Genomic DNA, 24,328 nt, shown 5'->3' on the forward strand with positions numbered 1-24,328 from the left:
TGCCCGGCCTAAGGAGTAGAGCCGGGACTTAGGTGCCTGCTGGATATCGGACAGTCACAGTAAACAGCATAGGACGCAGAATGAAGGCCTTCACAACAAAACGATATGTGGTCAAACAGAAAGTACATACGTGCAACAGAGCATGGCTGGAGGAGGTGTTCACCAGCCCCTGCAAACGAACCGCCGAACAAAGCTATCACCAGCTGTGCGATGAATGGCCTGATAGTTACTTTGAATTGACGGAAACAATAGACACAGAAACCTGCCTGGCTTTCACCCCTCACAAAGGATAACAACATGGCCACCACCAACATCTGGCAACAATTCAAATCCCTGATACCCGAAGGAGCCAGAACCATCGTCACCATCACCAGCAACAACGGCGACGGAACCAGCAGCGCAACATTGAGAGATGGAACGAGTATCAGGGTTCAGGGAGAAACAGTCGTGCCAGGGAGTAAGGCACTAATAGAAGACCGGGTGGTCAAAGCCGAAGTACCAGGGCTGGCGGTTTATGAGGCTGAGATATAGGTATAGCCACCTGAAAGGCAAAGACAGCCACCACTACAGCCACTAAATTAACCCAATTAAAACACCGGGATTTTTAACCCTTGTAACAACAGCATATAGTTATTTGATTTTAAAGCCTTTATTTGCACTTTTTAAAAAGACAATAAATCGCTAACCAATTAATGATAAAAAATGGTACCCCATCTACGCCAAACTGGTAGAACTCGAGCTGCCTTTTTGCGTCTGTGTTGGAGTACCCGGCCCCCGTCTACCCATGGCTCCCCAGAAAATCGAGCTTCTGGATGAGGTCTGCTGGTTCTTCCCAGAGCTGAAAATAGTCATGCGTCATGGGGCAGAGCCCTGGGAAGACCTGGCTTGGAAATTAATGTTGAAATACCCAAATCTCTACTATTCCACCAGTGCTTTCGCTCCACGATTTTACCCAAAATCTATTATCGAATTTGCCAATACCCGTGGTGCCGACAAGATTCTCTATGCAGGGTACTTTCCCATGGGACTTTCTTTGGATCGTATCTTCCGGGAGTTGCCCGAAGTTCCCTTCAAAGAGCATGTTTGGCCCAAATTTCTCAGGGAAAACGCTGTGAAAGTATTCAACTTGTCCACCTGATCATAACCAGTCCGCCGCCTGCTAAAGCAGGCGAGCTCCCCCCATCACCTCACTATTTAATAAGTGGTGATACAACGTATCGCAGTAAGATTTTCGGCTTGACGCACCAAACATATAAAATTATATTTATATAAAATCATTCTTATATAATTGCGAGTGAAGTCATGTCATCCTGCTCAGCAACTCAAAATACCAGCCCACATAACGACGCAATGGAAAACAGTTGTGCTGCATCCTCATGCTGCAGCAATAAAACTCAGTCAGAAACTTCTACAATAGAAGACCAAACGTCTTCGGTTTCCGATAGTATGCAGCTAAGCTGGATCATCACTGGCATGGACTGCCCAAGCTGTGCCACCAAAGTCGAGAACGCCGTAAAAAATCTGAATGGTGTTACCCAGGCTCGGGTCACATTCGCCACGGAGCGCCTGCTGGTTAAGGTTGAAAACCGGGCAAACATCAGCGATGACATCCTTAAAACCATTCGAGAGCTCGGTTTTTCGGTCAAAGACGACACCTCTTCCAAACCCGCTGAAAACAGTTTCCTGAAAAAATACTGGCGCATTCTTTCTCTGGCCTTAGTCATGCTGGCCGCCGTTTTAATTAAGGGTACCTTTCCAGTCGTAGGCGACGTACTTTTCTATCTGGCCACACTCTGGGGGCTTTACCCTGTTGCCTCTAAAGCATGGCAATTAGCAAGAAACGGCACCCCCTTTTCTATTGAAACCCTGATGAGCATCGCTGCTATCGGTGCACTCTTCCTGGGTGAAACGGTTGAAGCAGCCATGGTGCTTCTGCTGTTTATGATCGGTGAACATATGGAAGCGTTTGCTGCAGGGAGGGCTCGACAGGGCGTCCAGAAGCTGATGGAGCTTACACCAGAAACGGCTTTCCAAATTGATAGCGATGGTAATAAAACTGAGGTTTCTGCCCATACTCTGAAACCTGGGGACATCATCGAAATACTACCGGGTAGTCGCCTGCCCGTTGATGGAGAGCTCTTAACGCCTAACGTTAGCTTCGATGAAAGTGCTCTAACCGGCGAATCCGTCCCTGTAGAACATAACTCTGGTGAGAGTGTGATGGCTGGCTCTCTGTCTGTGGATCGAGTAGCCCGCTTCAAAGTCATTTCAAAGCCTGGGGAAAGTGCAGTTGACCGTATAATCCGTCTTATCGAAGAAGCAGAAGAGCGAAAAGCGCCAGTTGAGCGTTTTATCGATGCCTTCAGCCACTGGTATACACCGTTAATGATGTTTATGGCGTTACTGGTGGCTTTTGTTCCCCCACTCGCATTAGGCGAGCCCTGGGTGGAATGGATCTACAAGGCGCTGACGCTATTACTGATCGCATGCCCATGCGCACTGGTTATTTCAACACCTGCTGCTGTTACTTCTGCCCTGGCAAGAGCATCTCGAAATGGTGCCTTGGTCAAAGGTGGTGCAGCCCTTGAACTATTGGGTTCGGTAAAAACTGTCGCCTTCGATAAAACCGGCACACTGACTGAAGGAAAGCCTGCTGTTACTCACATAACGTCGTTTGGCAGTTCAACACAAAACCCGGAGCACGAAGTTCTTCGACTTGCTGCAGCCGTTGAGTCAGGTTCAACCCACCCACTTGCAAAAGCTATCGTAGCCAGAGCTGACGAGATGCATATCGGTCTCCCTGTAGCAGAAGAAGTAGAGGCAAAAGCCGGATTGGGCGTACAAGGTCTGGTTGAAGGCAGAATGGTCGTCGTTGGCTCTCCCCGGCACTTACAAGGCAGTATTGACCTGATTGCAGGAGCTCAACAAAAGCTCGAACAGCTTGAAGAGCAGGGTAATACCATTGCTGTAGTGACCGTTGAAGGGCATTTAGTGGGCTTCATAGCCCTTCGTGATAACCCAAGATCCGATGCCAAGAGAGCCGTTGCTGCCCTCAAAGCCATGGGAATCAATAGTGTCATGCTCACTGGTGATAACCCACGTGCTGCAGCAGCCATCGCCAGTCAATTGGGTATGGGATATCGCGCAGGTCTTCTTCCCGGGGATAAATCTTCTGAAATAGAGCGGTTACAGGAAAACGGTCGTGTTGCAATGATTGGTGATGGTATCAATGATGCCCCTGCACTGAAGACGGCAGATATAGGGATTGCCATGGGGTCTGGTGCCGACGTCGCTCTTGAAACCGCTGACTGTGCACTTACCCATAACCGAGTGGAAGAGCTGGCGGACCTTATTGGCCTTTCCCGCTCCACCATGGCCATTATCCGCCAGAACATATTTCTGGCAGTGGGAAGCAAAGCGGTATTTCTGGTCACTACTCTGCTGGGCATGACCGGTCTCTGGGTCGCCGTCCTAGCTGACACCGGCGCCACTGCTCTGGTCACAGCCAATGCCCTGCGGCTTTTAAGGAACAGGTCGAACAATACGAAGAAAGGCTAAACCTTTAACCTTTCCGGGCGACTCAGAATGAAATGAGTTCGTCCGGAGATTTCTACCTGTGTCACAAAAAAAACGTACATCTTCAAAAATTTCTAAAACCAAGAAAACTCCTGCAAAGCCCGGAAACCATAATATTCTGGATACCGACGGGCTTAAAACTTCTGGCTTAAAGACCAATAAAAGCATCCTTTTAAAAAAAGGTGTTGAAAACTACCAGGTCCAACAGAAATCTGGGCTGACATCTCAATTTGAGCTGGAGAAAGAAAAGGCTGCTCAAAAGCGGGAATTGCTTGAGAATCTCCACCCAGGATGGACGGCACCTGAGAGTGCAGATTTCACAGGCGTATCTCTGATCAATCGAGACCTGGAACGCATGCGCTTTAAAAACAGCCTGATGAAGCGCTGTAAATTTCGTTCCAGCAAACTGCGCGGCGTTCATTGGAAGAACTGTGACCTCCGCGGTGCCGATTTCCAGCATGCCGATCTGCGGGACTGCATTCTGGATGGCTGTAATTTGAATGGTGCCGACCTTCGTCACGCCAACCTGACCAACGCCAGAGTTATTGATACCGACCTCTCAGCAGCAAACTTTGATCATGCTGTGCTGGACATGGCGGTAATTGAAAGCTGTGATATGGCTGCACAAACATTCCACAACAGCTCCTGCAAGGAAATATGTTTATACAACAGCCAGATCATCCATGGGTTCTTTGATAATGCTGATTTCTCACATTCTGAAATTCAGGATATGGCATTCCGCCACTGCACGCTCACCAAAACATCATTCAACCACGCAGAGATAAGCAACACGTCGTTCAAAGGGTGTGAAAGTTTTGATGAGGGGCCGTCATTTTCGAATGCAAAAATCAATGAGGTGACTCTGGCCGACTGTGACCTGCAATCAGTAAACCTGGCCAATACCGAAGTATCGCAGTGCGTTTGGGAGCGGGTAATCCTGACAGACGCCCAATTTGACAATACCCAGTTCAATCAGGTTAGTTTCAATGAAGGCTTTTTCACCGACTGTTTCATCATGGAGAAAGCACCAACCTTTAAACATTGTCGCCTGGACCATCTGGTTATCGAGCATACCGACTTGACCAACGCTCACTTCAGCAAGAGCCGTTTTATTGGTGCGACTATAAAAGACTCAGATGTTGAGGAGTGGCAACTGCACAATACCAGATTCGACCCGGATACAATGATAGAATAAGCTGCTGACAGGCTGGAAATAACCAGGGTTTAAGAAGCAGCCTTCAACGATCACACCGGTATGCTTTTCCTACCGCCGTCGTATTGGTGGTACCTAATGAGCCATAAGCGTTGGTGTTTTTCATGTCCTGAATGTAAACAACATTAGCGCCCAGTTTATACGCTTCATTTCTCAGTTCATTTCTGGCACCGACAACAAGGTTTTTGTTGGATGTGAAATCGCCTGTAAACCAGTTCCCCTGGGACCCCACAATCTCAGCCAGAAACTGGCATTTGCTACTATCCGGCGGCTCATTTACCAACTCTATATTCATTGCTGCCGGAATTGTCTCTTTTGCAGCGCACCCGTACAAAGCCAGAACACTGAAAATACAGAAAACTAATCTAAACGACCTTTCCATAATATCCTCTTCTTGTTTATCGCTCTGTCAAAGCATTCTGCTTAGCCCTGAGAATAGGCTTGAGCAGGTAGGCCATCAGCGTCTTATCACCAGTGATAATGTCCACATTGGTTCTCATGCCAGGAATAATCAGAAGCGGTTTATCCTCTGAGCCTACAAAGTTATTTTTTGTCCGGATACGGACAATATAAAAGCTCTCTCCTTTCTCATCCTTGATGGTATCAGCACTGATGTGCTCAACCTCACCTTCCAGTCCACCATAAATAGCAAAGTCATAAGCAGTCAGCTTAACGATGGCTTTCATCCCCTGGCGCAGAAAACCAATGTCCTTTGGTTGAATTTGAGCCTCAATCATGAGGTTATCTTCCAGTGGTACAATCTCCAGCAGACTCATGCCAGGCTGAACCACCCCCCCAAGCGTGGTGACATGGATTTTCTTAACAATCCCATCCATTGGTGACCTGACCAGAGTTCGGTCTACCTGGTCTTCAAGCGCATTATTAGACTCACCCAACTGATCCAGGTGAACTTCAGTTTCCTTGAGTTCCTGAACAATTTCAGCACGGTACTTTTGAACAACTTCTTCTTTTCGTGACAGGGATTCCTGATAGGCAGCGCGTAACTTTGGAATACTAAGCTCCGTTCTGCGCTTTTCTGACTCCAGGTCATTCACCCGCTGTCTTAACTGAATCAATTCAACTCGGGAGACAACACCCTGCTCTGCCAAAGGAACCGTCAAATCAAGTTCATCCTGTCCCAGCTCAAAGCTGGTCGTCAAAAATATCAGCTGATCTTCTGTTGCTGCTAACTCATGCTGAGCCTGAACGGCCTGCTCTCTAGCGACATTGAGCTCTGCGATGAAACGGTCGGCACGCTGATAAAAAATTTCCCTCTCTCGCTTAACATAAGCCGGGTAGTCGTCCAGCTCAGCCGGAAAGTTCAATGCTTCTCCAGACAACTCAGCTTTTAGCCTCGCAGCTTTGGCAAGCTCACTGTAATACTCAATGGCACTTTCCCGAAAACTGGAAGAAAAACGGGTATCATCCAGCTGCATCAACGGTTGACCGGAATGCACCTGTTGACCTTCTTCAACAAAAATCTGCTCCAGAATCCCGCCTTCCAGATTTTGCACAACCTGTAATCGAGAAGACGGAATAACAATCCCCATTCCCCGGGTAATTTCATCCAACCTGGCAATACTGGCCCATACAATGGAGCAGAAAAGAGCCAATAACATAGTGTATATGAGCAAACGGCCACCTTTTGGCGTTTTTATCAGCATGGCAACATTGGTATCAGAGATATATTCCATATCATCTGGTAACACTGAGTCTTCCATATTCTCTATAGAAGCCTGCTCTTTGCCATTCTCAGAAGGTGTCTGCTCTTTACCATCAGCAAGATTAAATTCCAGGTCTGACATATCCTGTTCTGAGTCAGCTGACTTCTTTTTGAGATCTTCTGACTGCTCAGTCTGATTCACAGGAGCCTCTGTCGAGTCCTTCACATCCTTATCATCGCTGCTACTCATTCCAGCCTATCCTATTTTGAGTTTGCCCTGCCTTAACGCAGCATGTACCTGATCCTTGGGTCCATCCGCAACGACACGTCCGCTGTCCATAACTATCAAACGATCTACCAGATCCAGCATTGAGGCTTTATGGGTAACCAATATCAAGGTCTTGCCGCTACACCGGGTCATCAGCTGTTCCTTCATTCGCAGTTCAGTCGTGTTATCCATAGAGCTGGATGGCTCATCCATCACCAGAATCGGTGGATTCATCAGCAGGGCACGGGCAAGAGCAATACTTTGTCGCTGCCCTCCTGACAGGTTTTGTCCGCGCTCACCCACGATCATATCCAGCCCATTAGGGTGCTTATCTGCAAACTCCGTTACTCCGGAAATTTCAGCAGCCTCAAGTAACTGACTGTCTTCAATATGGTTTGCCCCCAAGGTGATATTGTCCTTAATTGAGCCATAGAAGAGTGTTATATCCTGACTAACACAGCCAATACTGGAACGAAGATCAGTCGGATTAATCTGTCTCAAATCAACACCATCAACCCGAACCGCACCTTCTCCCGGCTCATAAAGACCCAGAATCAGCTTTTCAATGGTTGTCTTTCCCGAGCCAATCCGTCCGATAATCCCAACCTTTTCACCGGCTTTAATCCTTAAGCTGACATCTCTTAAGGCTTGAATTTCCTGCTCGGGATAAGAAAAGTTAACTGCATCAAATTCAATACTGCCTTTAAGGTCTGGACGATTAACATAATCCCTGTCTTCATGACGCTCGGTTGGCATTTCCATAATCTGATTCAGGCCGTCCAGGGCCGATTTGGCCTGGTTATAGCGAGTTGCCAACCCAGCAATCTGTGCCATGGGCGCCAGACAGCGGCCAGAAAGCATGACAGATGCAATCAGCCCCCCCATGCTCAACTCACCTTCAGAGATCAGATAAACCCCAAGAATAACCATGCCTATATTGGCCATTTGTTGAACATAGGCACTGAAACTGGTGGCAGAAGAACTGAGCAGCTTGGTTTTGATGCTCCAGGTGGCAATATGGCTAACTGCTTTTTCCCACCGGTACTGAATATCACTCTCCGCCTGGGCAATTTTCAGGGCTTCCATTCCTGAGAGGCTTTCAATCAATGTGGCATTTTTCTGCTGACTGGAGCGAAGCGTTTTTTCAACGGAGTTTTTGAGAGGCTCCTGAATGAAGAAACTGTAGAGGCCGATGATAAACATTGCTACCAAAGGTACTAAAGCCACTGGACCACCAAGGAGAAATATCACGAAAAGAATGATACAGGTGAATGGCAAGTCAACCAGGGCGGTTACCGTTGAAGAGGTAATAAACTCTCGAATGCTTTCGAAATCCTGAAGGTTTTTAGCAAAGGAACCGACTGAAGTGGGCTTAGCCTTCATGCTCAACCCGAGAACCTGCTCCATAATGGTAGAAGAGAGCAAAATATCAGATTTTTTACCTGCCAGATCAATAAAATAGCTACGCACCATTTTCAGAATAAAATCAAAGCTGAAAACGATAACAGCGCCAATGGCCAGTACCCAGAGTGTATCGAATGCCTGGTTTGGAACAACCCGGTCATACACATTCATCACAAACAACGGGCTGGCAACGACAAAGACATTGATTAACAGTGATGCCAGTAATACATCACGATAAATTCTCCATGAACCAAGAATCGTTCCCCAGAACCAATGCCTGGATTTAACATTTAATTTCTGGGGGGTCCGACGATCATAACGATGCTTCTCACGAACATAGATAACATAGCCACTGTAAAATTCATTTAATTCTTCAATGCTTATTGTTTTCATGCCCTCACCGGTTTCCGGCATAATAATACGGGCAGTACCTTTTGATTGGTCAATATCAGCCAAAAGGCAGGCTTTTCGTTTATTCAGTAATAAAACGGCAGGAACAACCAGTGAAGATATTTCTGCAATATCTCTCTTATGAACTTTACAAGCTAATCCAGCTCGCTCAGATGCCCTTATAAATACTTCCGCTGTAAACTGGCCATTCTCCAGAGGAAGTCCTGCCTTTAACGACTCCCTGGAATACGGATTCCCATAATGACGGGTTAACAGGGCAAGGCATTCAAGAAGGTCATCGCTGCTGGCTGGTTGTTCATCAGGGATATCCCAGCCTTCATGCATAGTACTGGAGTGATTCATAGCTACCTGCTGATTGTTTCATCCGTATTTTCTTAAAATAATTTAATTCAGAAACAAACAGCATAATTGCCTGAAAGGTATTAATAACTATAGATTAGCGTAAAACAGGAAGTCATTAATTTAAAACACAAGAAAAAATCAGCAATTTGATTTTTTAAATAAAATCTAAAACAAAAAATAATCTAACATTTATCTGACAGACTAAAAAGAGGCGTTTAATTAAACACCTCCTACAACAAACAACTTGATTTAAAATCATTGATTTATATTCTCTGTTTCAATCATCAGTCTGCTTATCAAATACTTCCTCTTGCATTCGTTTCAGGCCAATATGTCTAACATCTGTCCCTTTAACGAGATAAATAACATACTCCGCAATGTTTCTGGCATGGTCACCAATACGTTCCAGAGAGCGTAAAACCCACATAATATTCAAAACACGGGTAATGGAGCGGGGGTCTTCCATCATATAGGTAACCAGCTCACGGGTAGCGCTTTTATACTCCCGATCAACCGCTTTATCCTCTTTGGCCACCGCAAGCGCCTGCTCGGCATCAAACCGGGCAAACGCATTCAGTGCATCCTGGGTCATCTGACGGACATGACTGCCAATATGTCGGGTTTCAATGTAACCTTTGGGGGCTTCACCCTGTTCCGACAATTTTATGGCGAATCGCGCAATTTTGGCCGCTTCATCACCAATGCGCTCCAGGTCCGTAGCAACTTTGGTACATGCCAGAACCAGCCGTAAGTCGCTGGCTGCTGGCTGGCGGCGTGCCAGAATTCTGGAGCACTCCTGATCAATGGAGGTTTCCATAAAGTTGATATCAGTGTCTTTTTCACAGACAACGATGGCCAGATCACTGTCGGCATTGATCAGTGATTCAATGGCATCACTGACCTGCTTCTCAACCATGCCGCCCATAGACAACAGGTTATTTCGAAGTTCCTCCAGTTCATGGTTGAACTGCTGGGAAATATGGTGGGTCAGCAAATCGCTTTGGTTAGGCATGGGTAATCCTTCGAGGCTGCTCAGGGTCTTTAAGATTTAGGAAGAACGTCAGCAACCCTCAGCCATAACGGCCAGTAATATAGTCTTCAGTCTGTTTCTTTCGGGGGTTAGTGAACAATCTATCCGTGTCACCATACTCAATCATTCGCCCCATATACATAAACGCGGTGTAGTCAGAAACCCGTGCCGCCTGCTGCATATTATGGGTGACAATCACAATGGTAAACCTGGACTTCAGCTCATTGATCAACTCTTCAATCTTCAGTGTGGAGATTGGATCAAGTGCCGATGCAGGCTCATCCAGAAGCAATACTTCGGGTTCCACAGCAATTGTACGAGCAATAACCAGGCGTTGCTGCTGCCCACCAGACAGACCCAGCGCACTTTCATGCAGCCGATCTTTCACTTCATTCCAGAGAGCCGCCCCTTTCAGTGCCCACTCCACAACTTCATCCAGCACCCGCTTTTTGTTGATGCCCTGAATCCTCAAGCCATAGGCAACATTTTCATAAATACTCTTTGGGAATGGGTTCGGCTTCTGAAACACCATCCCCACCCGGCGACGAAGATCAGCCACATTGACCGATTTCTCATAGATATTCTGATTGTCGAGTAATATCTGGCCATTCACACGGCAGCTATCCACCAGATCATTCATCCGATTCATGCTGCGTAACAATGTGGATTTACCACAACCTGAAGGTCCGATAAACGCCGTTACGCGCTTTTTCGGGATCTTCATGGAGATATCAAACAGTGCCTGCTTCTCTCCATAGAACAGGCTCAGGCCAGACACTTCCATACTGGTCGGTTCATGCTCAAGGCTCAGTACAGAACGACCACGTCCCAGCGACTCAGGATTAAAAGCCCTGGAAAATCCTGAAGATGGTTCAGCACTACTGCTATCCACTGAAACACCAGCTCGTTTTTCCAGACTGTTTTCAGGATACGTTTCGGAGGTTTTCACAGTAAGTGCCTCATTCAGCGTCTTATTCAGGCTTTCACCCCGCTTTTCATCAAGAGCCTCTTCCGGCCTTCTATCAATGACGTCATAAGCCATGGTATTCAGTCCTCAAGGCTCTTGTATTTTTCTCGCAACCGGTTGCGAATAGCAACAGCGGACAGATTCAGTACAGCAATAACAATCACCAGCAGCAAGGCAGTGGCATACACCAGAGGCCTCGCTGCTTCTACGTTCGGACTTTGGAAGCCCACATCAAAAATATGAAAACCCAGATGCATGAATTTCTGATCAAGGTGCAGATAGGGATAGTTGCCATCCAGCGGTAGGCTTGGAGCCAACTTAACAACCCCAACCAGCATCAGTGGCGCCACTTCCCCTGCAGCACGGGCAACCGCCAGTATCAAGCCGGTCATCATGGCTGGGCTTGCCATGGGCAGCACGACCCGCCATAGAGTCTCTGCCTTGGTCGCACCAAGCGCCAGGCTCCCTTCACGAACAGAGCGGGGAATACGGGACAATCCCTCTTCCGTGGCGACAATCACCACTGGCAGGGTCAGCAGAGCCAATGTGATGGATGCCCACAACAACCCTGGTGTACCAAATGTCGGTGATGGCAGGGCCTCTGCAAAAAACAGATTATCGATTTTTGCTCCGGCGAAGTAGATGAAAAAACCAAGACCAAAGACCCCGTAAACAATTGAGGGAACCCCAGCGAGGTTATTTACAGCCACCCGAATAGCCCGGGTCATCCAACCCTGACTGGCGTACTCCCGAAGATAGACGGCAGCGATGACACCAAAAGGGGTTACCATAATGGACATCAGAATCACCATCATGACCGTACCAAAGATGGCGGGGAATACACCGCCTTCGGTATTGGCTTCCCTGGGGTCATCAAGAATGAACTCACCGACCTTATCAAAGTAGAAGCTAATTTTGTCAGTCAATGACATGGTATTGGGCTGATAGGCACGAACCACTTTACTGATTGGCTGTTCCAGTGTTTGTCCATCAACCGTTCTGGCAACAAAGCTGTCACGGTTGAACGCCCGGTAAAGATCTCCCAGCTGGGTTTCCAGCTGCTGATATTCCTGATTCAGCAGTTTGCGTTCAGCCTGAATCTCTGCCTGACGAACCAGATCGATATCACCGCTCAGCTCCAGACGACGTTCTGCGAGCCTTAACTGCTCTATTGAGGCGTTGATTGAACCAATGTCGTGCTTTTCAATCTGGTAGATTGCTTCATAAATCACGAGCGCCCGATCTAAGCGCTCATTGAAGACGATCCAGGCCGATTCACCACTGGCAACAGTGGCTCCGCCTTCCTTAACTGACTCAAGGAAGCCGTAGAAATTACCCCACTCTCGACGCTCAAGTACCATGATGTCTTCAGGGTACTGCCGGTTGCTTAACCACTCATCCACAATCCAGACAAAGTCAGCACCACTAAGGTCCCGATTGCCCTGCTTCAATAAGTCACGGGTATAGAGCTCCTGCCCGTCGACCACTTCGAGACCTGATGACACCAAACGGGTTGCAGGCACTTCTTCACTGTCGGTAATTTCTCCAGCAACCATTCTGATGGTCTGCCCGGGGGGCTGGTAATCGGCAACAATGATCTGACCTGGCCAGAAGTGTCCCAATCCTCGCACAGCTATCAAACCCAGCAGCCCAATCACCAGAACAAGACTGATGGCAACAGCGCCGGCATTTAACCAGACCCAGGGGGAACCACTTTTAACCCATTCACCTACAGAGCGTTTTCTAGCGCTTAGAAGGGTATTTTTCATGGTAATCTCCTATCCTCTTCCCTTCTTCAACCTAGAGTGAGCTGTACTTCTTACGGAGACGATGACGTACCATCTCCGCCGCCGTGTTAACTACAAAGGTAAACAGGAACAGCACCAGAGCGGCAAGGAAGAGAATTCGGTAATGGCTGCTACCTACTTCAGACTCAGGCATTTCAACGGCAATATTGGCCGCCAGCGTCCGCATTCCTTCAAAAATATTGGCATCCATTATGGGTGTATTGCCTGTCGCCATCAGAACGATCATGGTTTCGCCCACAGCCCTTCCCATACCGATCATCACTGCAGAGAAAATACCCGGACTGGCTGTTAACAGAACCACGCGGGTGAGGGTCTGCCATGGTGTTGCACCCAGGGCCAGGGAACCATAGGTCAGGTGCCTGGGTACGCTGAATATCGCATCCTCCGCGATGGAGAATATGGTTGGAATAACAGCAAACCCCATGGCCAGTCCTACAACCAGGGCATTACGCTGGTCATAGGGAATACCCAGCTCTGTGGTCAGCCAGGTTCGCATATCACCATCAAAGAGCCACAATTCAAGACTCGAACTGAGTGACATGGCCAGAGCACCACTGATTAACACCACGGGAACCAGTAATCCGGCCTGCATACCGTCAGGAATTCGGTGACGGATACTTGAGGGCAAGCTATCCCAGCCAAAAGCAAACACCAGGATGCCTGTGGGCACAAAGAGCAACAGGGCAAAAATACCCACCAGCTGATTCTCAATCAGAGGAGCCAGCCAGAGTCCAGCAAGGAAACCAAGAATGACCGTAGGCAGGGCCTCCATAAGCTCGATAACCGGCTTTACCTTTCTGCGCATGCCCGGAGCCATAAAATAGGCTGTATAGATTGCCGCGCAAATTGCCAGAGGTGCTGCCAGCAACATGGCGTAAAAAGCCGCTTTGAGGGTTCCAAACGATAAAGGCATCAGGCTGAGTTTGGGCTCAAAGTCATTATTTGATGCGGAGGACTGCCATATATAATCAGGCTGACTGTAAGACTCATACCAGACTTGTCCCCAGAGGGCTGACCAGGAAATTTCTGGATGCTCATTCTCAATTTTCAGAAACTGAGTCTCGCCCTGACTTTCCAGAATCAGATAATTTCCTCTTGGTGCGACGGCCATTTGATCAATTCGACCAGAAGCCATGGGCTCCAACAGCAGGGAACGATTTGCTGTCGTGTAAAACAGGCCTACCTGACCATTAATATCCGAAGCCAGAAACCCCTTGCGCCGGTGCTCCGGAACAATCTTGTCAACTGGATCATTGCCGAGACTGAAAGAACGAATATGCTTAAGGTTCTGGCTGCCATCTTCGCGAACCATAAACCACTGAGCGATATTGCCCTCGGAGTCACCGACCAACAGGGACACCCCACCTAACAGGAACGTCAACTCGGTAACGTCTACTCCTTGGGCAGTTAGATTGAGCGTCGCGTGGATATAGGGACGATCAATATTGCTGATATTGATAACCGTCAGTTGACTGCTGCCACTGAGGACGTAAAGCCAGGTTTGTTCGGGATCGATGAGCAACTGGCGGATTTCAAGATCATCTTCCGCAGAAAGCCCACTGATAACGGGCAGTACAACTGACTGCTGCTCAATAGTGACTGACTCGGTTAAGAAATCTTCTTCCTTGTTAAATACATCCATCACCAGCTGGTTATCGATGCCGGCTGCAACCAGAAGTCTTTCATCACCATCACTGATCGCCAGCTGTGAAACTGGGGCTGAAAGATCGCTTATGGAAAAGGGCTGCCTGTCATAGGGATAGCTGACTTCTGGTGTGATCTTCCGACGATCATTAGGCCAGGTGATCTTATAACCCTGCTCGAAAAGGATGATCTCACCAGTTGTAAGACCCGCTGCCATCAGATTAGAACCGGAAACATCCTTTACCACCCGGGACACACCACTGTCTGAAGAGAGGGGCAATGACTCGCTCTGTAGCCATTCACCGGTTTTCGTTGAGAAAAAAAGCAGATTACCAGAAGCCTCTGCTTTCATTGCGACTTCTGCCTGTTCCTCAACGGACAGAAACGTAGGGACTTTTTTCTCATCGACGGAAATCTGGGCTGATGGGTAGGAAGAAACCTGCGTAATCTCCGCACTTTTGAATAGCGGCAGAACCTCATAGAGCAGGTAAAAGAAAATCAAGAGAATCGCCAGAATCACACCAAGACCACCTGAGGCAACCCCCCAACGGGCAAGACGGTCTTTTAAGAAGCGCAGAGAACGATATTTTTTTAGTGCCGGTGTATTGAAATCAATACCCGGGCTGTTATCTATCGATTTTTGATACATAGCGCAGGCCGGATTAAATCATGCTCGTAACATACAGAAGCAATATGACAGTAATGTGACAATGAATAATTTCACTCCACGCATTGGAGATAAAAATAAGTATTTACTAACCCAAAATTATCTTATTTGAAGGCCATCTTATATGACTGTGCTCTTTCCAGAGCATCTAACTAAATTGAGATAAACGCATTGGTTTTTCATAACCATAAAGAGAAAAAATAATTGCCTGAACAGATAGATCATTGTAATTTAGCGACTGCTAAGGGTTGCTGTAAGCATAAAATTTCTGAGCTTACAGAGCTGTTGTAAGAGCATAATGATCAGAGAAAATAACGATGTTGCCCAGAAAGCTACTAACAATGCGAAGTGCTGATACCCGATCAGAACAGTATAACTCTGCCCTTTCTATTGCCTCTTCCCTGCATTCCCACCGACACCATCTCCACCATTGATCTAATGGTTCGGTCATACCCGAACACATTTACTTTTATCGCTTGAGCTTCTAGCCTCAATGTGGAATATAAAAATTCCCAAATAGAAAAAAAGGTCTCAAGGCAAAACTAATCGCTGGATGCGACTGCTCTTAACGAGTTCTACGCTGATCTGCTACGGATTGTGCTGTGGATTGAAGTATCGCAAACCAATATAACAAAACTGGATTACTATGAACGCTGTCATTTTGGCTGTTGCCATCATGCTGACCTTGAGTGTCTTGCGTGTAAATGTTGTACTCGCACTTTTTCTGGGTGCTATCGGTGGTGGTCTTGCAGGAGGACTGGGGTTTGATGCAACGCTTACTGCTTTTACCGAGGGCTTGGGGGGCGGTGCCAGCATCGCCATCAGCTACGGTATGCTGGGTGCCTTTGCTATGGCCATCTCCGCATCCGGAATTCCCCAGTGGCTGGCTGACCGTATTATTCAGCGGGTAGCCCGCACTCACAAAACCGCAGGTATCCGAATCTCGATCCTGGGAAGTATTCTTCTGATGGCATTTGCTTCTCAGAACATTGTACCTGTCCACATTGCCTTTATTCCCATTCTGATTCCACCGCTGCTAGGCGTTTTCAGCTCTTTACAGCTGGACCGCAGAGCGGTGGCGAGCACGCTCTCGTTTGGCTTGATTGCAACCTATATGCTGGTACCCATCGGTTTCGGGAATATCTATCTGACCCAGATCCTGGCGGGCAACCTCAACGATAACGGCTTGAACATTGACCCAGACCTGATGCCATCCGCCATGGCTCTACCAGTACTTGGCATGTTTATTGGTCTGCTTGTTGCCGTGTTCTGGACATACCGGAAACCTCGCCATTACCACATTGAAGAGAATGCCCTGGAAACGGCTGAAGAAAACCAGCAGCCCATGGAGCCAAAGGCAGCCTTGATTACCCTGGCATCCATCGCGGCAGCACTCGGTGTTCAACTGTTCACAGACTCTATGGCCATGGGTGCAGCTACAGGCTTCATGATGATGCTCCTCGGCGGTATCGTAAACTGGAGAGAAGCAGATGATGTCTTTGCCCGGGGCGTAAGAATGATGGCGCTCTGCGGGTTTATCATGATCTCTGCATCCGGCTTTGCCGAAGTGCTCAGAGCAACGGGGGACATTCCTGCCCTGGTCGCCATGGTTGAGGAACTGGTTTTTGGCAGCAAGGCGCTGGCTGCGTTTCTAATGTTGGTTGTCGGGTTGCTGATCACCATGGGTATTGGTTCTTCATTCTCAACCATTCCCATCATTGCGACACTCTATGTCCCTCTGGCACTGGCCCTTGGCTTTTCGCCTCTGGCTACTGCAGCGATTGTGGGTGCATCCGGCGCTCTGGGTGACGCAGGCTCTCCAGCCTCGGACTCGACTATAGGCCCAACCGCCGGGCTTGATGTCGATGGGCAGCACGATCACATTCGTGATACCGTCATTCCAACGTTCATGCACTACAACATTCCCATGATCCTTTTTGCCTGGATTGCGGCGATGATTTTATAGAAGCATTGAAAAGCGGAGCTTGTACGTTCCGCTTTTCATTTTCAGAGGCAATAAAGCCTCCCTTGATTAAGAAGCTTCATCCCCCTTGTTATGGATAACACGGTCAATAATGTATTCCATAACCGGTCCAGGATGACGATCTGCTCTCCAGGCAAGACCAATCGGCACCTGAAAAACCGCCTGAGGGTGATTAAGAATGACGAGCTCCTGATTTCTGATTTGATCCATCACCAAATTTTTTGGACAAAAAGTCCAACCTAACTGCCTTCGAACCAGATTAATTGAGGTTCGATAATCAGGTACCTGCCAGAAGATATTGGAAAATCGGTACTGGTTTAAGCTGTGAGAGTCATGGCGCAATGGCCAGATCTGACGGTGACTTGAGAGATCGGTGTACTCCAGCGACTCATATTTCGCCAAAGGGTGCTGAGGGTGACAGACTGCAACAAAATCACAAAACCCGGTCTGATGACAATTAAATATTGATGGGTCCGGGTTGCGGAGAAGTGCATAAATCAAATCCACTTCGCCGCTATATAACTTCGATGATATTTCATCATCAAAACCATTAATGATAGTGATATTGAGAGAGGGGTATTTCTGATCAAAACCCTCAACAAGATCCAGGAGAAAACCGCTATCAAGTCCATGGACCGTACCTATGGACAGACGCTGTTCTTCAGCCTGCATAATACTGGCCAGCTTTAACTCCATCATTTCCTTGTCCGCCAATAACGAGCGGCATACAGCCAGCAGGGATTGTCCTTCCTTGGTCAGCTCTGGCTTATAACCCTGCCGATCAAACAGACAAATTCCCCAGTCATCTTCCAATCCCTGAATCCAGTTACTGACCATTGTTCTTGGCTTTCTCATTCTTCTGGCAGCAGAAGAAATTGAGCCCGTTTCATGCGTAAGAACAAGCGCTTTAATCGCGTTATATTTCATTACATTCTCCCCCAAATACACTGAATGCATGAAAGTTTTTATTATGTCATTGTCGCATTATTTAAAATATGAGTGCAGCGCAGGTTTTAATATGATGCCTTACTCAAACTGGTACTTTTACGGTTCTCAACGTAGAGCGTAGAATGGAATTTTCTATCACCTTTCCCAGACAGATCCTCACCACCTCTGTACCAGTCCACAGAAATAGTAATCAATCCCTGTAAGTTTTTCATGACAGAGTCTGACATGCCCCTTTGATCGAAAGGTACCAAAATAGCCTCAGAGTTTATAGGGAGCATCAATGGAAATGAAAGCAAAAGTCAAACAAGCAGGCCTCTTAGCTTCACTCCTTTTAACGTCAGCGTTTGCAGGCGCACTTGAATTGAATGGACCTGATACAGGCTTTCTCAACCAGGTTAAAAACTTTGGTCTTACTCAGGAAAACTGGGATAGCGGTGAGATGGCAACCGCCAGCTTCCAGAATGCCTGGAAGTTCACTCACTCCTACACCATTGATAAACCCGGTCCCCCGTCAGAGCAATGGAAATCACAGGAAAAACTGAATTTAAAAGCGATACAGGTCAACGATGCGGACGGCCCATTAAATCTTGAGGTCTTACTGCGCGACCGACTTCACAACAATGCCATGGTTGTACTCAAAGGAGAGAACCTGGTTCATGAGCATTACTGGAATGGTTTGTCCCCAGACAGTAAAACACTGGTGATGTCCGTAACCAAATCATTCACCAGTATGCTGGCCGCCATAGCGGTGGAGGAGGGCAAACTGGATATGAACCGGAAGGTTCAGGACTATCTGCCAGAGCTAAAAGGGTCTGCTTTTGCCAACAGCACCGTTCAGGAAGTGTCGGACATGCGCTCTGGCATTAAAGTCAATATTGCACCTGGCCTGTCATGGGATCATGCAATGACTCACGCTCAGGAGTGGAATGGTTACGTCGAAGGACGGTTGAACGGCACCATCGAATACGCCAAGACCGTAAAAGCCAGACAATACCCAACGGGTCAGGCTTATCAATACCAATGCATTAATACCGAAGTTCTTGGTTTAGTCGTTGAAAAAACAATGGGCAAAAAGCTTCCAGAGTTATTCTCTGAAAAAGTCTGGAGCCATCTTGGCGTAGAGAGCAATGCTGTATGGCAATCAGACCCCAATGGCTATGTTGTTGCATCCGGTGGCCTGAATATCACGACCAGAGATCTGGCAAAAGTCGGCCAGATGCTTCTGAATAGTGGCAAAAACAATCAGGGTGAACAGATCATTCCCAAGGCATTTATTGACAACCTGATGGAAGGCAATGATGAGGTTCGATCTGCCTGGAAGTACAGCAAGGAATCTCACCTTGCTCCTGACGCCTGGTATAAAGACCAGTTCCGGGTAATGAACATCAAAGGTCGCAAAATGCTCGCGATGGTTGGCATACATGGACAGAGTGTGATTATGGACAAGGACTCTGGCACGGTTATCGCGACAGCCGGTAGTTACTCCCAGCCAGAAACCCCACGAATGGCATTAATGATGTTCCAGGAAATGGCCCCCGCCATTATCAAGGCCACAGAAAACATCTAAACCCAATCAATTTTCTTTCAACTACAGGCAATACCATCCTTACCGGTGGTATTGCTGTTTATGGATAGAAAGTACACGACTCATGCGTAAAAACATTATCCCATTATTTTTAGCCGCCATTTTCTGCTCGGGCGCTCAGGCTCATAATCTGACAGGCATTCCACCGGTCGAATACCAGATTGAACTGAGTAATGAAACATCAGAATTCTTCACTATCGAAGTCAAAGGAACCCCTTATGAACGAGGCGTACAGCACGGGAAAGCATTACGAAAAGTAATCAGGCCAACACTCAACCGGTTCAAATACGACATGGTATCGGCATTTCTTAAAGAGGCAGGCACTGACTATAACTGGTCTGATTACCGACAGTTCTTTTTCAACAACACAGGGCTTTTCCAGACAGCACAAAAGGAAGCGCCTGAGCTTGTTGAAGAAATTAAAGGTATTGCCCATGGTGCAAATCTGGATTTCAAGGATGTATTTATCTACAACCTGAATTTCGATGAAACTTTCTGGGTTCTGGAGAAAATGACCGGGGTTGATCCCATGCTGGCCTCCGCACAAGCAAACAAAGATCAGGTAACCGGCCACTGCTCACACGGTTCGGTGTGGGCCGATGGCAAAGCCAGTGTCGGATACACACTGGACTGGACTCGACATTTCGAAGGAAGCCAGGCACTGATCAAGCATATATTAGACGATGGAACGGTACTATTAACCACCACCTATGCCGGCACTCTGATTGGCCACGGGATTAATGCCAGCAACGGTTATACCTTCACGCCTCATTCAAAGTTCCAACTGGCTCATGACGTAGACAGTGGACTGGCACAAATTTTTATCTATCGAAAGCTGCTGGAAGCCGGATCAGTCGATAAAGCCATCAGCCTGCTTGAAAAGATCAAACCTGCCGCAGGCCTGGCTTATACCCTGACGGATAAAAATGGCACTCGTACCTTTGAAGTTTCTTCAAACCATGTGGCAGAGGTAATAACGGATGGTCAGTGGATGGCGGTTGCCAATGTCGCTCGCGTAAATAATGATTTATCCGCCTCTTATCGGGAAGCGCTGAAACTGAGTGGTCAAACAATCGATATGAACAACCTTCCCTCAATTTACTGGCAATACAATGAAGACAGCGTTATCAGGTATAACATGATTTCAAAAGCCATCAGAGGCAAGACACCAGAAGAAATGACGCCTGGAAAATGGGAGGCTCTTTTTTCAAAACAGCCCATCAACAAGCCTGTGGATGAAAAGGTTGAGACATCAAACCTATGGCATGTCGTCGATATTGATGATGAGTATATTGAGTATCATGTCTCACCAGGCAACCCGGGAAATATTCCAATGGAAAGTTACCGCTTCAAATATCAATAAAAAATAATAAGCCTGTCGGGAAACGATTCTCTCAGGCTTATTTATCTCGAATCTCCCCTTGCCCACCCACGCTCAATACCATCAAACTTTACCATCAAACTTTACCATCAAGAAGACTATGATGGTCGCTGGTAGTTTCAAAATTTTTGTTACCTCTCAGCCAATTACTCATGGAATCAAGTTACTGGATGAGAAGTGGCATCCAAATTATGATGCATTCCTCTATTTATGACCCTCTCATTCTTTTATCTCAGACCACATCAGCGCAGCCTTTATTGGTGCATCCTTTATCTATTCTAGTTATAAGATTTCAGCGGTAGCCCAGTACACAGAAGCAGAAACCTATAAAAGCTCGACAAACAGAACTCCCCAGGAGAACGAAAGTGAGTGTTTTTCTATCCATGATCTCAGAAGCACCTGAGTCTGAACTTGGTGATGGATAAGGTCTGATAGACTGCAGCTCCTTGGAAAAATGAGTAAAGGTAGATTCGTGATGCATTCTGGCGCAGGCTATAGCTGGCATGAGCGCAACCAATCCGACAACTCATACCCATTAAACTTTCTAAACCCGTAATGAGCATGAGGGGCGGGAGTGTAAAGCAAGGCAAGGCGAGGTGATGAGTCATAGCTATAGCTATGGCGGGGAGCTTCAACGCAGCATTACGCTTCAGGCCGTCAGCGCACTAGGGAGTTAGAAAGCGCAATTGGTATCACTATTTCGTCATATCAAATCCATATCTTCACGAACAAAAAAAAGCGCCTGATCATTACTATGATCAGGCGCTTTAGTCATGGAATAAATTACGCTGGCAATGAGCGCAATTTGTGTAAAAACGAGTACTACTAGAAGTAATGACTGATACCAACCATTAAATCCGCTTCTTCTGCTCTCCCACCTCGTAATAATTTTTTACCTTTAAACGTTGTATACCCAGCCTTTATATCCCACCAGGTTTTTCCACTGACAGTTAATGGACCACCAAAAGAAATCTCCAGCTTCTTTGTAGAGAGATCATTCAGTTTTGTATATTGAGGAGAAACCATCGAGTATAGACCGCTATCACCTATATAAAAACTGTTAAACAGGTTGAGTTGATAACCTTTGCTTTTAAAGTTTTCCCCTCCCCATTTATCTTTGACTCAACCAGTGCCAGTTTTGGAAAAATCGTCATCCAGTCAACTGGTGTCTCAACTTTTCCAATAATACCAAATGCGGAGGTGGTATCTTTTGACTTGGCATTGCGGATATAGTCAGCGGAAACCCCTATATTAGAGACCAGATTATTTCCTGTATCAAACACAGTAAAAAGACGACCCCGAGTATCGGCAGTGCCATCATTATTAAAACCCTGCTCAAGAAGACCAAGGTATTGTGAACTCTCATTGAAAGCACCTGAAATCCCTCCTGTTAGCTTACCTACCCCCGTACTGGTGCGATTGCCATCCGCTTTAGCGCTGGAAATTCCTCCCTGGGCCCATATAAAACTCTGGGCACTGGTTAAATCCGCAGGATCTGGACTCGGCTGCTGATCAGCGTGTAACAGGGAGCATGAAACTAATATATATAAGAAAACAACCACAATAGTGGCTCTTTTAAGGTTCATAATGAGGAGTCTTTATTTATATTGGCACTATGAAATAAGCATTTTTGAGAGAAATCCTTTTCTCTCAGAAAAATCGTCTATTAGAAACGGTAGGACGCAGAGAGATAAGCCTGACGTGAGTTTTTAAGCTTGAATTCTGCACCATCATGTTTCACTTTGGCATTATTACCGATATATTTCGCGCCTATCTCCATATCTACCGGGCCAGCCTGGAACATCACACCGGCCTGCGCACCATATGCCAGCCCCGTTTTATTCTTGCCCGCAAATCCAATACGTGATGCACCCAAAGACACACCGGCAAATGGTCTTATAGAAGAGTCTTTCATAAAGACATAATCACTGGAAAGCATCAGACTTTTCTGGTCTTTGATAACTTTTCCAAAGCCAGATTGATTTAAATCTTTGACATCAGAATCATTGAACTTATTTTTACTAATACTTCCATAAACACGAACATTATCATCAATATATTTACCAACCCTTACTCCATAGAACTTGCTCTTTACTTTTTTATCAGAAAGGGAAGGAGTCCCTCCTTGCATTTCTACATAACCACTGGTTTTATTATTAGCCTTACCACCTTCCAGACCAACAAACCAATCACCGGCCATTGCAGTTGAAGACAAAGTGGCAACAGTGATAGCTGCAGCAATGGTCATTATCTTTTTCATTTTAATTTCCCAATACAGTTTGATAACAAGATACTGTTATAAGTAACGTCTTGATAAAGTCGAAATAATAATTTGTTGATTCCATCAGCTATTGAATACAGCTAATGAAAAATGGAGAAAACTCCATCTCTCTCCCACACACCACACAATAATTTTTCAGAAGCGGTAAGATGCAGACAGATAAGCCTGACGTGAATTTTTTAACTTAGCTTGACCATTATCATGCTTTAACTTTGCATTATTACCGAGGTACTTTAAGCCAAGCTCCAGATCGACAGGACCGACTTGTGACATCACACCTGCCTGGGCACCATAGGCCAAACCAGTTTTACTCTTTCCGGCAACTTCAAGGCGGGTTGCGCCAATAGAGCCACCGACAAAAGGCCTTACTGGGGAACCTTCCATAAATACATAATCAGAGGAAAGCATCAGGCTTTTCTGCGCTTTAATATCCTTGTCTTTGGCATCATTAAATTTATTTCTGCTTAAAGTGCCGTATACGCGAATATTATCATCAAGGTATTTGCCCACTTTAACGCCATAAAATTTGCTTTTGGCTTTATCGTTAGATTCAGACTTATCAGCTCCGCTTACTGCAACCTTATTGTAAGCTTTACCACCTTCAATGCCAGCAAACCATTCACCCGCCATCGCTGTTGATGATAAAGTTGCAACAACAATAGCGGCAGCAATAGTAGTAATCTTTTTCATTGTGTGACCTCACTAAGATTTATAAGTTTATTCAATGTTTGTGTGTGTTTTATTTGTGTTGACTTCGCTGTGAAGTCGAGACTAGTTTCACACTTTAAAAAAAAGAGGTCATATCAGACTCTGTAACTGATTTATGACAGAATACGAATTATGGCTTTGTTTTTACGACAAGCCACGTAAAAACCACTACCCCAAAAAACACAAGATCTCGAGATTCAGCAGAGTTATACGTATAAACAACTGATGCTTTTGAGCCTGTAAATAATTCTGTGTAAACGCCACCAAAACTATTACTCCTTGAACCGGTCAGGAAACATAATTTCAAACCGGTTCATGGCTGCTTTCCAGTTCCTGATCGGCATGGTCCATTTCTCGGAAGCTTTTTCCATGGCCAGATAGATTACCTTCATGACTGACTCATCAGTCCGAAAAATCTTCCGGTTCTTGATCGCCTTACGAATGACGC

Annotated in this window: 19 protein-coding genes and 1 pseudogene; 7 read left to right on the forward strand and 13 right to left on the reverse strand. The window is 46.5% G+C overall.

Annotated elements, in window-relative coordinates; translation table 11 throughout:
• The first annotated feature begins 297 nt into the window (after positions 1-297).
• The 4 genes from AK963_RS13015 to AK963_RS13030 all read left to right on the forward strand — a co-directional run bounded on the left by AK963_RS13015 (position 298) and on the right by AK963_RS13030 (position 4,771).
• Positions 298-531 carry a hypothetical protein gene (locus tag AK963_RS13015; protein WP_066015889.1) on the forward strand — a complete coding sequence of 78 codons (234 nt, stop codon included), beginning with the start codon at positions 298-300 and terminating at the stop codon, positions 529-531.
• A 157-nt stretch (positions 532-688) separates the two neighbouring features.
• A complete protein-coding gene (locus AK963_RS13020) occupies positions 689-1,138 on the forward strand; it encodes an amidohydrolase family protein (protein WP_274520518.1) in 450 nt (149 codons plus the stop codon).
• 164 nt (positions 1,139-1,302) lie between these two features.
• Complete coding sequence (locus AK963_RS13025; protein WP_083232626.1) at positions 1,303-3,558, forward strand: zinc/cadmium/mercury/lead-transporting ATPase; 2,256 nt, start codon at positions 1,303-1,305, stop codon at positions 3,556-3,558.
• Positions 3,559-3,616: 58 nt separating this feature from the next.
• A complete protein-coding gene (locus tag AK963_RS13030) occupies positions 3,617-4,771 on the forward strand; it encodes a pentapeptide repeat-containing protein (RefSeq protein ID WP_066015890.1) in 1,155 nt (384 codons plus the stop codon).
• Positions 4,772-4,814: 43 nt separating this feature from the next.
• Here AK963_RS13030 and AK963_RS13035 read toward each other — a convergent pair whose 3' ends face one another.
• The 7 genes from AK963_RS13035 to AK963_RS13065 all read right to left on the reverse strand — a co-directional run bounded on the left by AK963_RS13035 (position 4,815) and on the right by AK963_RS13065 (position 14,975).
• Positions 4,815-5,171 (reverse strand): DUF4156 domain-containing protein, encoded by a 357-nt coding sequence (locus AK963_RS13035; RefSeq protein ID WP_066015891.1) that lies wholly within the window; start codon positions 5,169-5,171, stop codon positions 4,815-4,817.
• Positions 5,172-5,187: 16 nt separating this feature from the next.
• A complete protein-coding gene (locus tag AK963_RS13040) occupies positions 5,188-6,702 on the reverse strand; it encodes an HlyD family type I secretion periplasmic adaptor subunit (RefSeq protein ID WP_238593720.1) in 1,515 nt (504 codons plus the stop codon).
• Positions 6,703-6,708: 6 nt separating this feature from the next.
• On the reverse strand, positions 6,709-8,877 hold the full coding sequence (locus AK963_RS13045; protein ID WP_202969768.1) for a type I secretion system permease/ATPase: 2,169 nt from the start codon (positions 8,875-8,877) through the stop codon (positions 6,709-6,711).
• A 277-nt stretch (positions 8,878-9,154) separates the two neighbouring features.
• On the reverse strand, positions 9,155-9,889 hold the full coding sequence (gene phoU / locus AK963_RS13050; RefSeq protein WP_066015892.1) for a phosphate signaling complex protein PhoU: 735 nt from the start codon (positions 9,887-9,889) through the stop codon (positions 9,155-9,157).
• A 58-nt stretch (positions 9,890-9,947) separates the two neighbouring features.
• Positions 9,948-10,949, reverse strand: coding sequence for a phosphate ABC transporter ATP-binding protein PstB (gene pstB / locus AK963_RS13055; protein ID WP_202969769.1), 1,002 nt, complete (start codon positions 10,947-10,949; stop codon positions 9,948-9,950).
• A gap of 5 nt (positions 10,950-10,954) precedes the next feature.
• Positions 10,955-12,643, reverse strand: coding sequence for a phosphate ABC transporter permease PstA (gene pstA / locus AK963_RS13060; protein ID WP_066015893.1), 1,689 nt, complete (start codon positions 12,641-12,643; stop codon positions 10,955-10,957).
• A 31-nt stretch (positions 12,644-12,674) separates the two neighbouring features.
• On the reverse strand, positions 12,675-14,975 hold the full coding sequence (locus AK963_RS13065; RefSeq protein WP_066015894.1) for an ABC transporter permease subunit: 2,301 nt from the start codon (positions 14,973-14,975) through the stop codon (positions 12,675-12,677).
• Positions 14,976-15,639: 664 nt separating this feature from the next.
• Here AK963_RS13065 and AK963_RS13070 point away from each other — a divergent pair.
• Positions 15,640-16,959 carry a Na+/H+ antiporter family protein gene (locus tag AK963_RS13070; RefSeq protein ID WP_066015895.1) on the forward strand — a complete coding sequence of 440 codons (1,320 nt, stop codon included), beginning with the start codon at positions 15,640-15,642 and terminating at the stop codon, positions 16,957-16,959.
• Between the two features lie 66 nt (positions 16,960-17,025).
• Here the strand turns inward: AK963_RS13070 and AK963_RS13075 are convergent, their stop codons facing one another.
• Positions 17,026-17,904: a LysR family transcriptional regulator gene (locus AK963_RS13075; RefSeq protein ID WP_083232627.1), complete on the reverse strand. Its 879-nt coding sequence runs from the start codon at positions 17,902-17,904 to the stop codon at positions 17,026-17,028.
• Between the two features lie 301 nt (positions 17,905-18,205).
• Between AK963_RS13075 and AK963_RS13085 the strand changes: the two genes are divergently transcribed.
• Together AK963_RS13085 and AK963_RS13090 are read left to right on the forward strand one after the other, a co-directional pair.
• Positions 18,206-19,492, forward strand: a complete 1,287-nt coding sequence (locus AK963_RS13085; protein WP_238593721.1) for a serine hydrolase domain-containing protein — start codon at positions 18,206-18,208, stop codon at positions 19,490-19,492.
• Between the two features lie 82 nt (positions 19,493-19,574).
• Positions 19,575-20,873, forward strand: a complete 1,299-nt coding sequence (locus tag AK963_RS13090; protein ID WP_066015898.1) for a C45 family autoproteolytic acyltransferase/hydrolase — start codon at positions 19,575-19,577, stop codon at positions 20,871-20,873.
• A gap of 843 nt (positions 20,874-21,716) precedes the next feature.
• Here the strand turns inward: AK963_RS13090 and AK963_RS13095 are convergent.
• The 5 genes and pseudogenes from AK963_RS13095 to AK963_RS35345 all read right to left on the reverse strand — a co-directional run.
• Positions 21,717-21,917 (reverse strand): hypothetical protein, encoded by a 201-nt coding sequence (locus AK963_RS13095; RefSeq protein ID WP_066015899.1) that lies wholly within the window; start codon positions 21,915-21,917, stop codon positions 21,717-21,719.
• Positions 21,918-21,937: 20 nt separating this feature from the next.
• The gene (locus AK963_RS13100; protein ID WP_066015900.1) at positions 21,938-22,477 is read right to left on the reverse strand and encodes a YdgH/BhsA/McbA family protein; all 540 of its coding nucleotides are present in this window, start codon (positions 22,475-22,477) and stop codon (positions 21,938-21,940) included.
• Between the two features lie 80 nt (positions 22,478-22,557).
• On the reverse strand, positions 22,558-23,151 hold the full coding sequence (locus AK963_RS13105) for an outer membrane beta-barrel protein (protein WP_238593722.1): 594 nt from the start codon (positions 23,149-23,151) through the stop codon (positions 22,558-22,560).
• Between the two features lie 156 nt (positions 23,152-23,307).
• Positions 23,308-23,862 (reverse strand): outer membrane beta-barrel protein, encoded by a 555-nt coding sequence (locus tag AK963_RS13110; RefSeq protein ID WP_066015902.1) that lies wholly within the window; start codon positions 23,860-23,862, stop codon positions 23,308-23,310.
• Between the two features lie 290 nt (positions 23,863-24,152).
• Positions 24,153-24,328, reverse strand: a pseudogene (locus tag AK963_RS35345) (IS256 family transposase); the annotation flags it as partial.

The sequence above is a fragment of the Endozoicomonas atrinae genome (assembly GCF_001647025.1).
Classification (GTDB): domain Bacteria; phylum Pseudomonadota; class Gammaproteobacteria; order Pseudomonadales; family Endozoicomonadaceae; genus Endozoicomonas; species Endozoicomonas atrinae.

Excerpts from the sequence above, each read along its gene's own strand:
- AK963_RS13015 (WP_066015889.1), top strand. The coding sequence starts at position 298 with ATGGCCACCACCAACATCTGGCAACAATTCAAATCCCTGATACCCGAA.
- AK963_RS13025 (WP_083232626.1), top strand. The coding sequence starts at position 1,303 with ATGTCATCCTGCTCAGCAACTCAAAATACCAGCCCACATAACGACGCA.
- AK963_RS13035 (WP_066015891.1), bottom strand. The coding sequence starts at position 5,171 with ATGGAAAGGTCGTTTAGATTAGTTTTCTGTATTTTCAGTGTTCTGGCT.
- AK963_RS13040 (WP_238593720.1), bottom strand. The coding sequence starts at position 6,702 with ATGAGTAGCAGCGATGATAAGGATGTGAAGGACTCGACAGAGGCTCCT.
- AK963_RS13045 (WP_202969768.1), bottom strand. The coding sequence starts at position 8,877 with ATGAATCACTCCAGTACTATGCATGAAGGCTGGGATATCCCTGATGAA.
- phoU (WP_066015892.1), bottom strand. The coding sequence starts at position 9,889 with ATGCCTAACCAAAGCGATTTGCTGACCCACCATATTTCCCAGCAGTTC.
- pstB (WP_202969769.1), bottom strand. The coding sequence starts at position 10,949 with ATGGCTTATGACGTCATTGATAGAAGGCCGGAAGAGGCTCTTGATGAA.
- pstA (WP_066015893.1), bottom strand. The coding sequence starts at position 12,643 with ATGAAAAATACCCTTCTAAGCGCTAGAAAACGCTCTGTAGGTGAATGG.
- AK963_RS13065 (WP_066015894.1), bottom strand. The coding sequence starts at position 14,975 with ATGTATCAAAAATCGATAGATAACAGCCCGGGTATTGATTTCAATACA.
- AK963_RS13070 (WP_066015895.1), top strand. The coding sequence starts at position 15,640 with ATGAACGCTGTCATTTTGGCTGTTGCCATCATGCTGACCTTGAGTGTC.
- AK963_RS13075 (WP_083232627.1), bottom strand. The coding sequence starts at position 17,904 with ATGAAATATAACGCGATTAAAGCGCTTGTTCTTACGCATGAAACGGGC.
- AK963_RS13085 (WP_238593721.1), top strand. The coding sequence starts at position 18,206 with ATGGAAATGAAAGCAAAAGTCAAACAAGCAGGCCTCTTAGCTTCACTC.
- AK963_RS13090 (WP_066015898.1), top strand. The coding sequence starts at position 19,575 with ATGCGTAAAAACATTATCCCATTATTTTTAGCCGCCATTTTCTGCTCG.
- AK963_RS13095 (WP_066015899.1), bottom strand. The coding sequence starts at position 21,917 with ATGGTTTCTCCTCAATATACAAAACTGAATGATCTCTCTACAAAGAAG.
- AK963_RS13100 (WP_066015900.1), bottom strand. The coding sequence starts at position 22,477 with ATGAACCTTAAAAGAGCCACTATTGTGGTTGTTTTCTTATATATATTA.
- AK963_RS13105 (WP_238593722.1), bottom strand. The coding sequence starts at position 23,151 with ATGAAAAAGATAATGACCATTGCTGCAGCTATCACTGTTGCCACTTTG.
- AK963_RS13110 (WP_066015902.1), bottom strand. The coding sequence starts at position 23,862 with ATGAAAAAGATTACTACTATTGCTGCCGCTATTGTTGTTGCAACTTTA.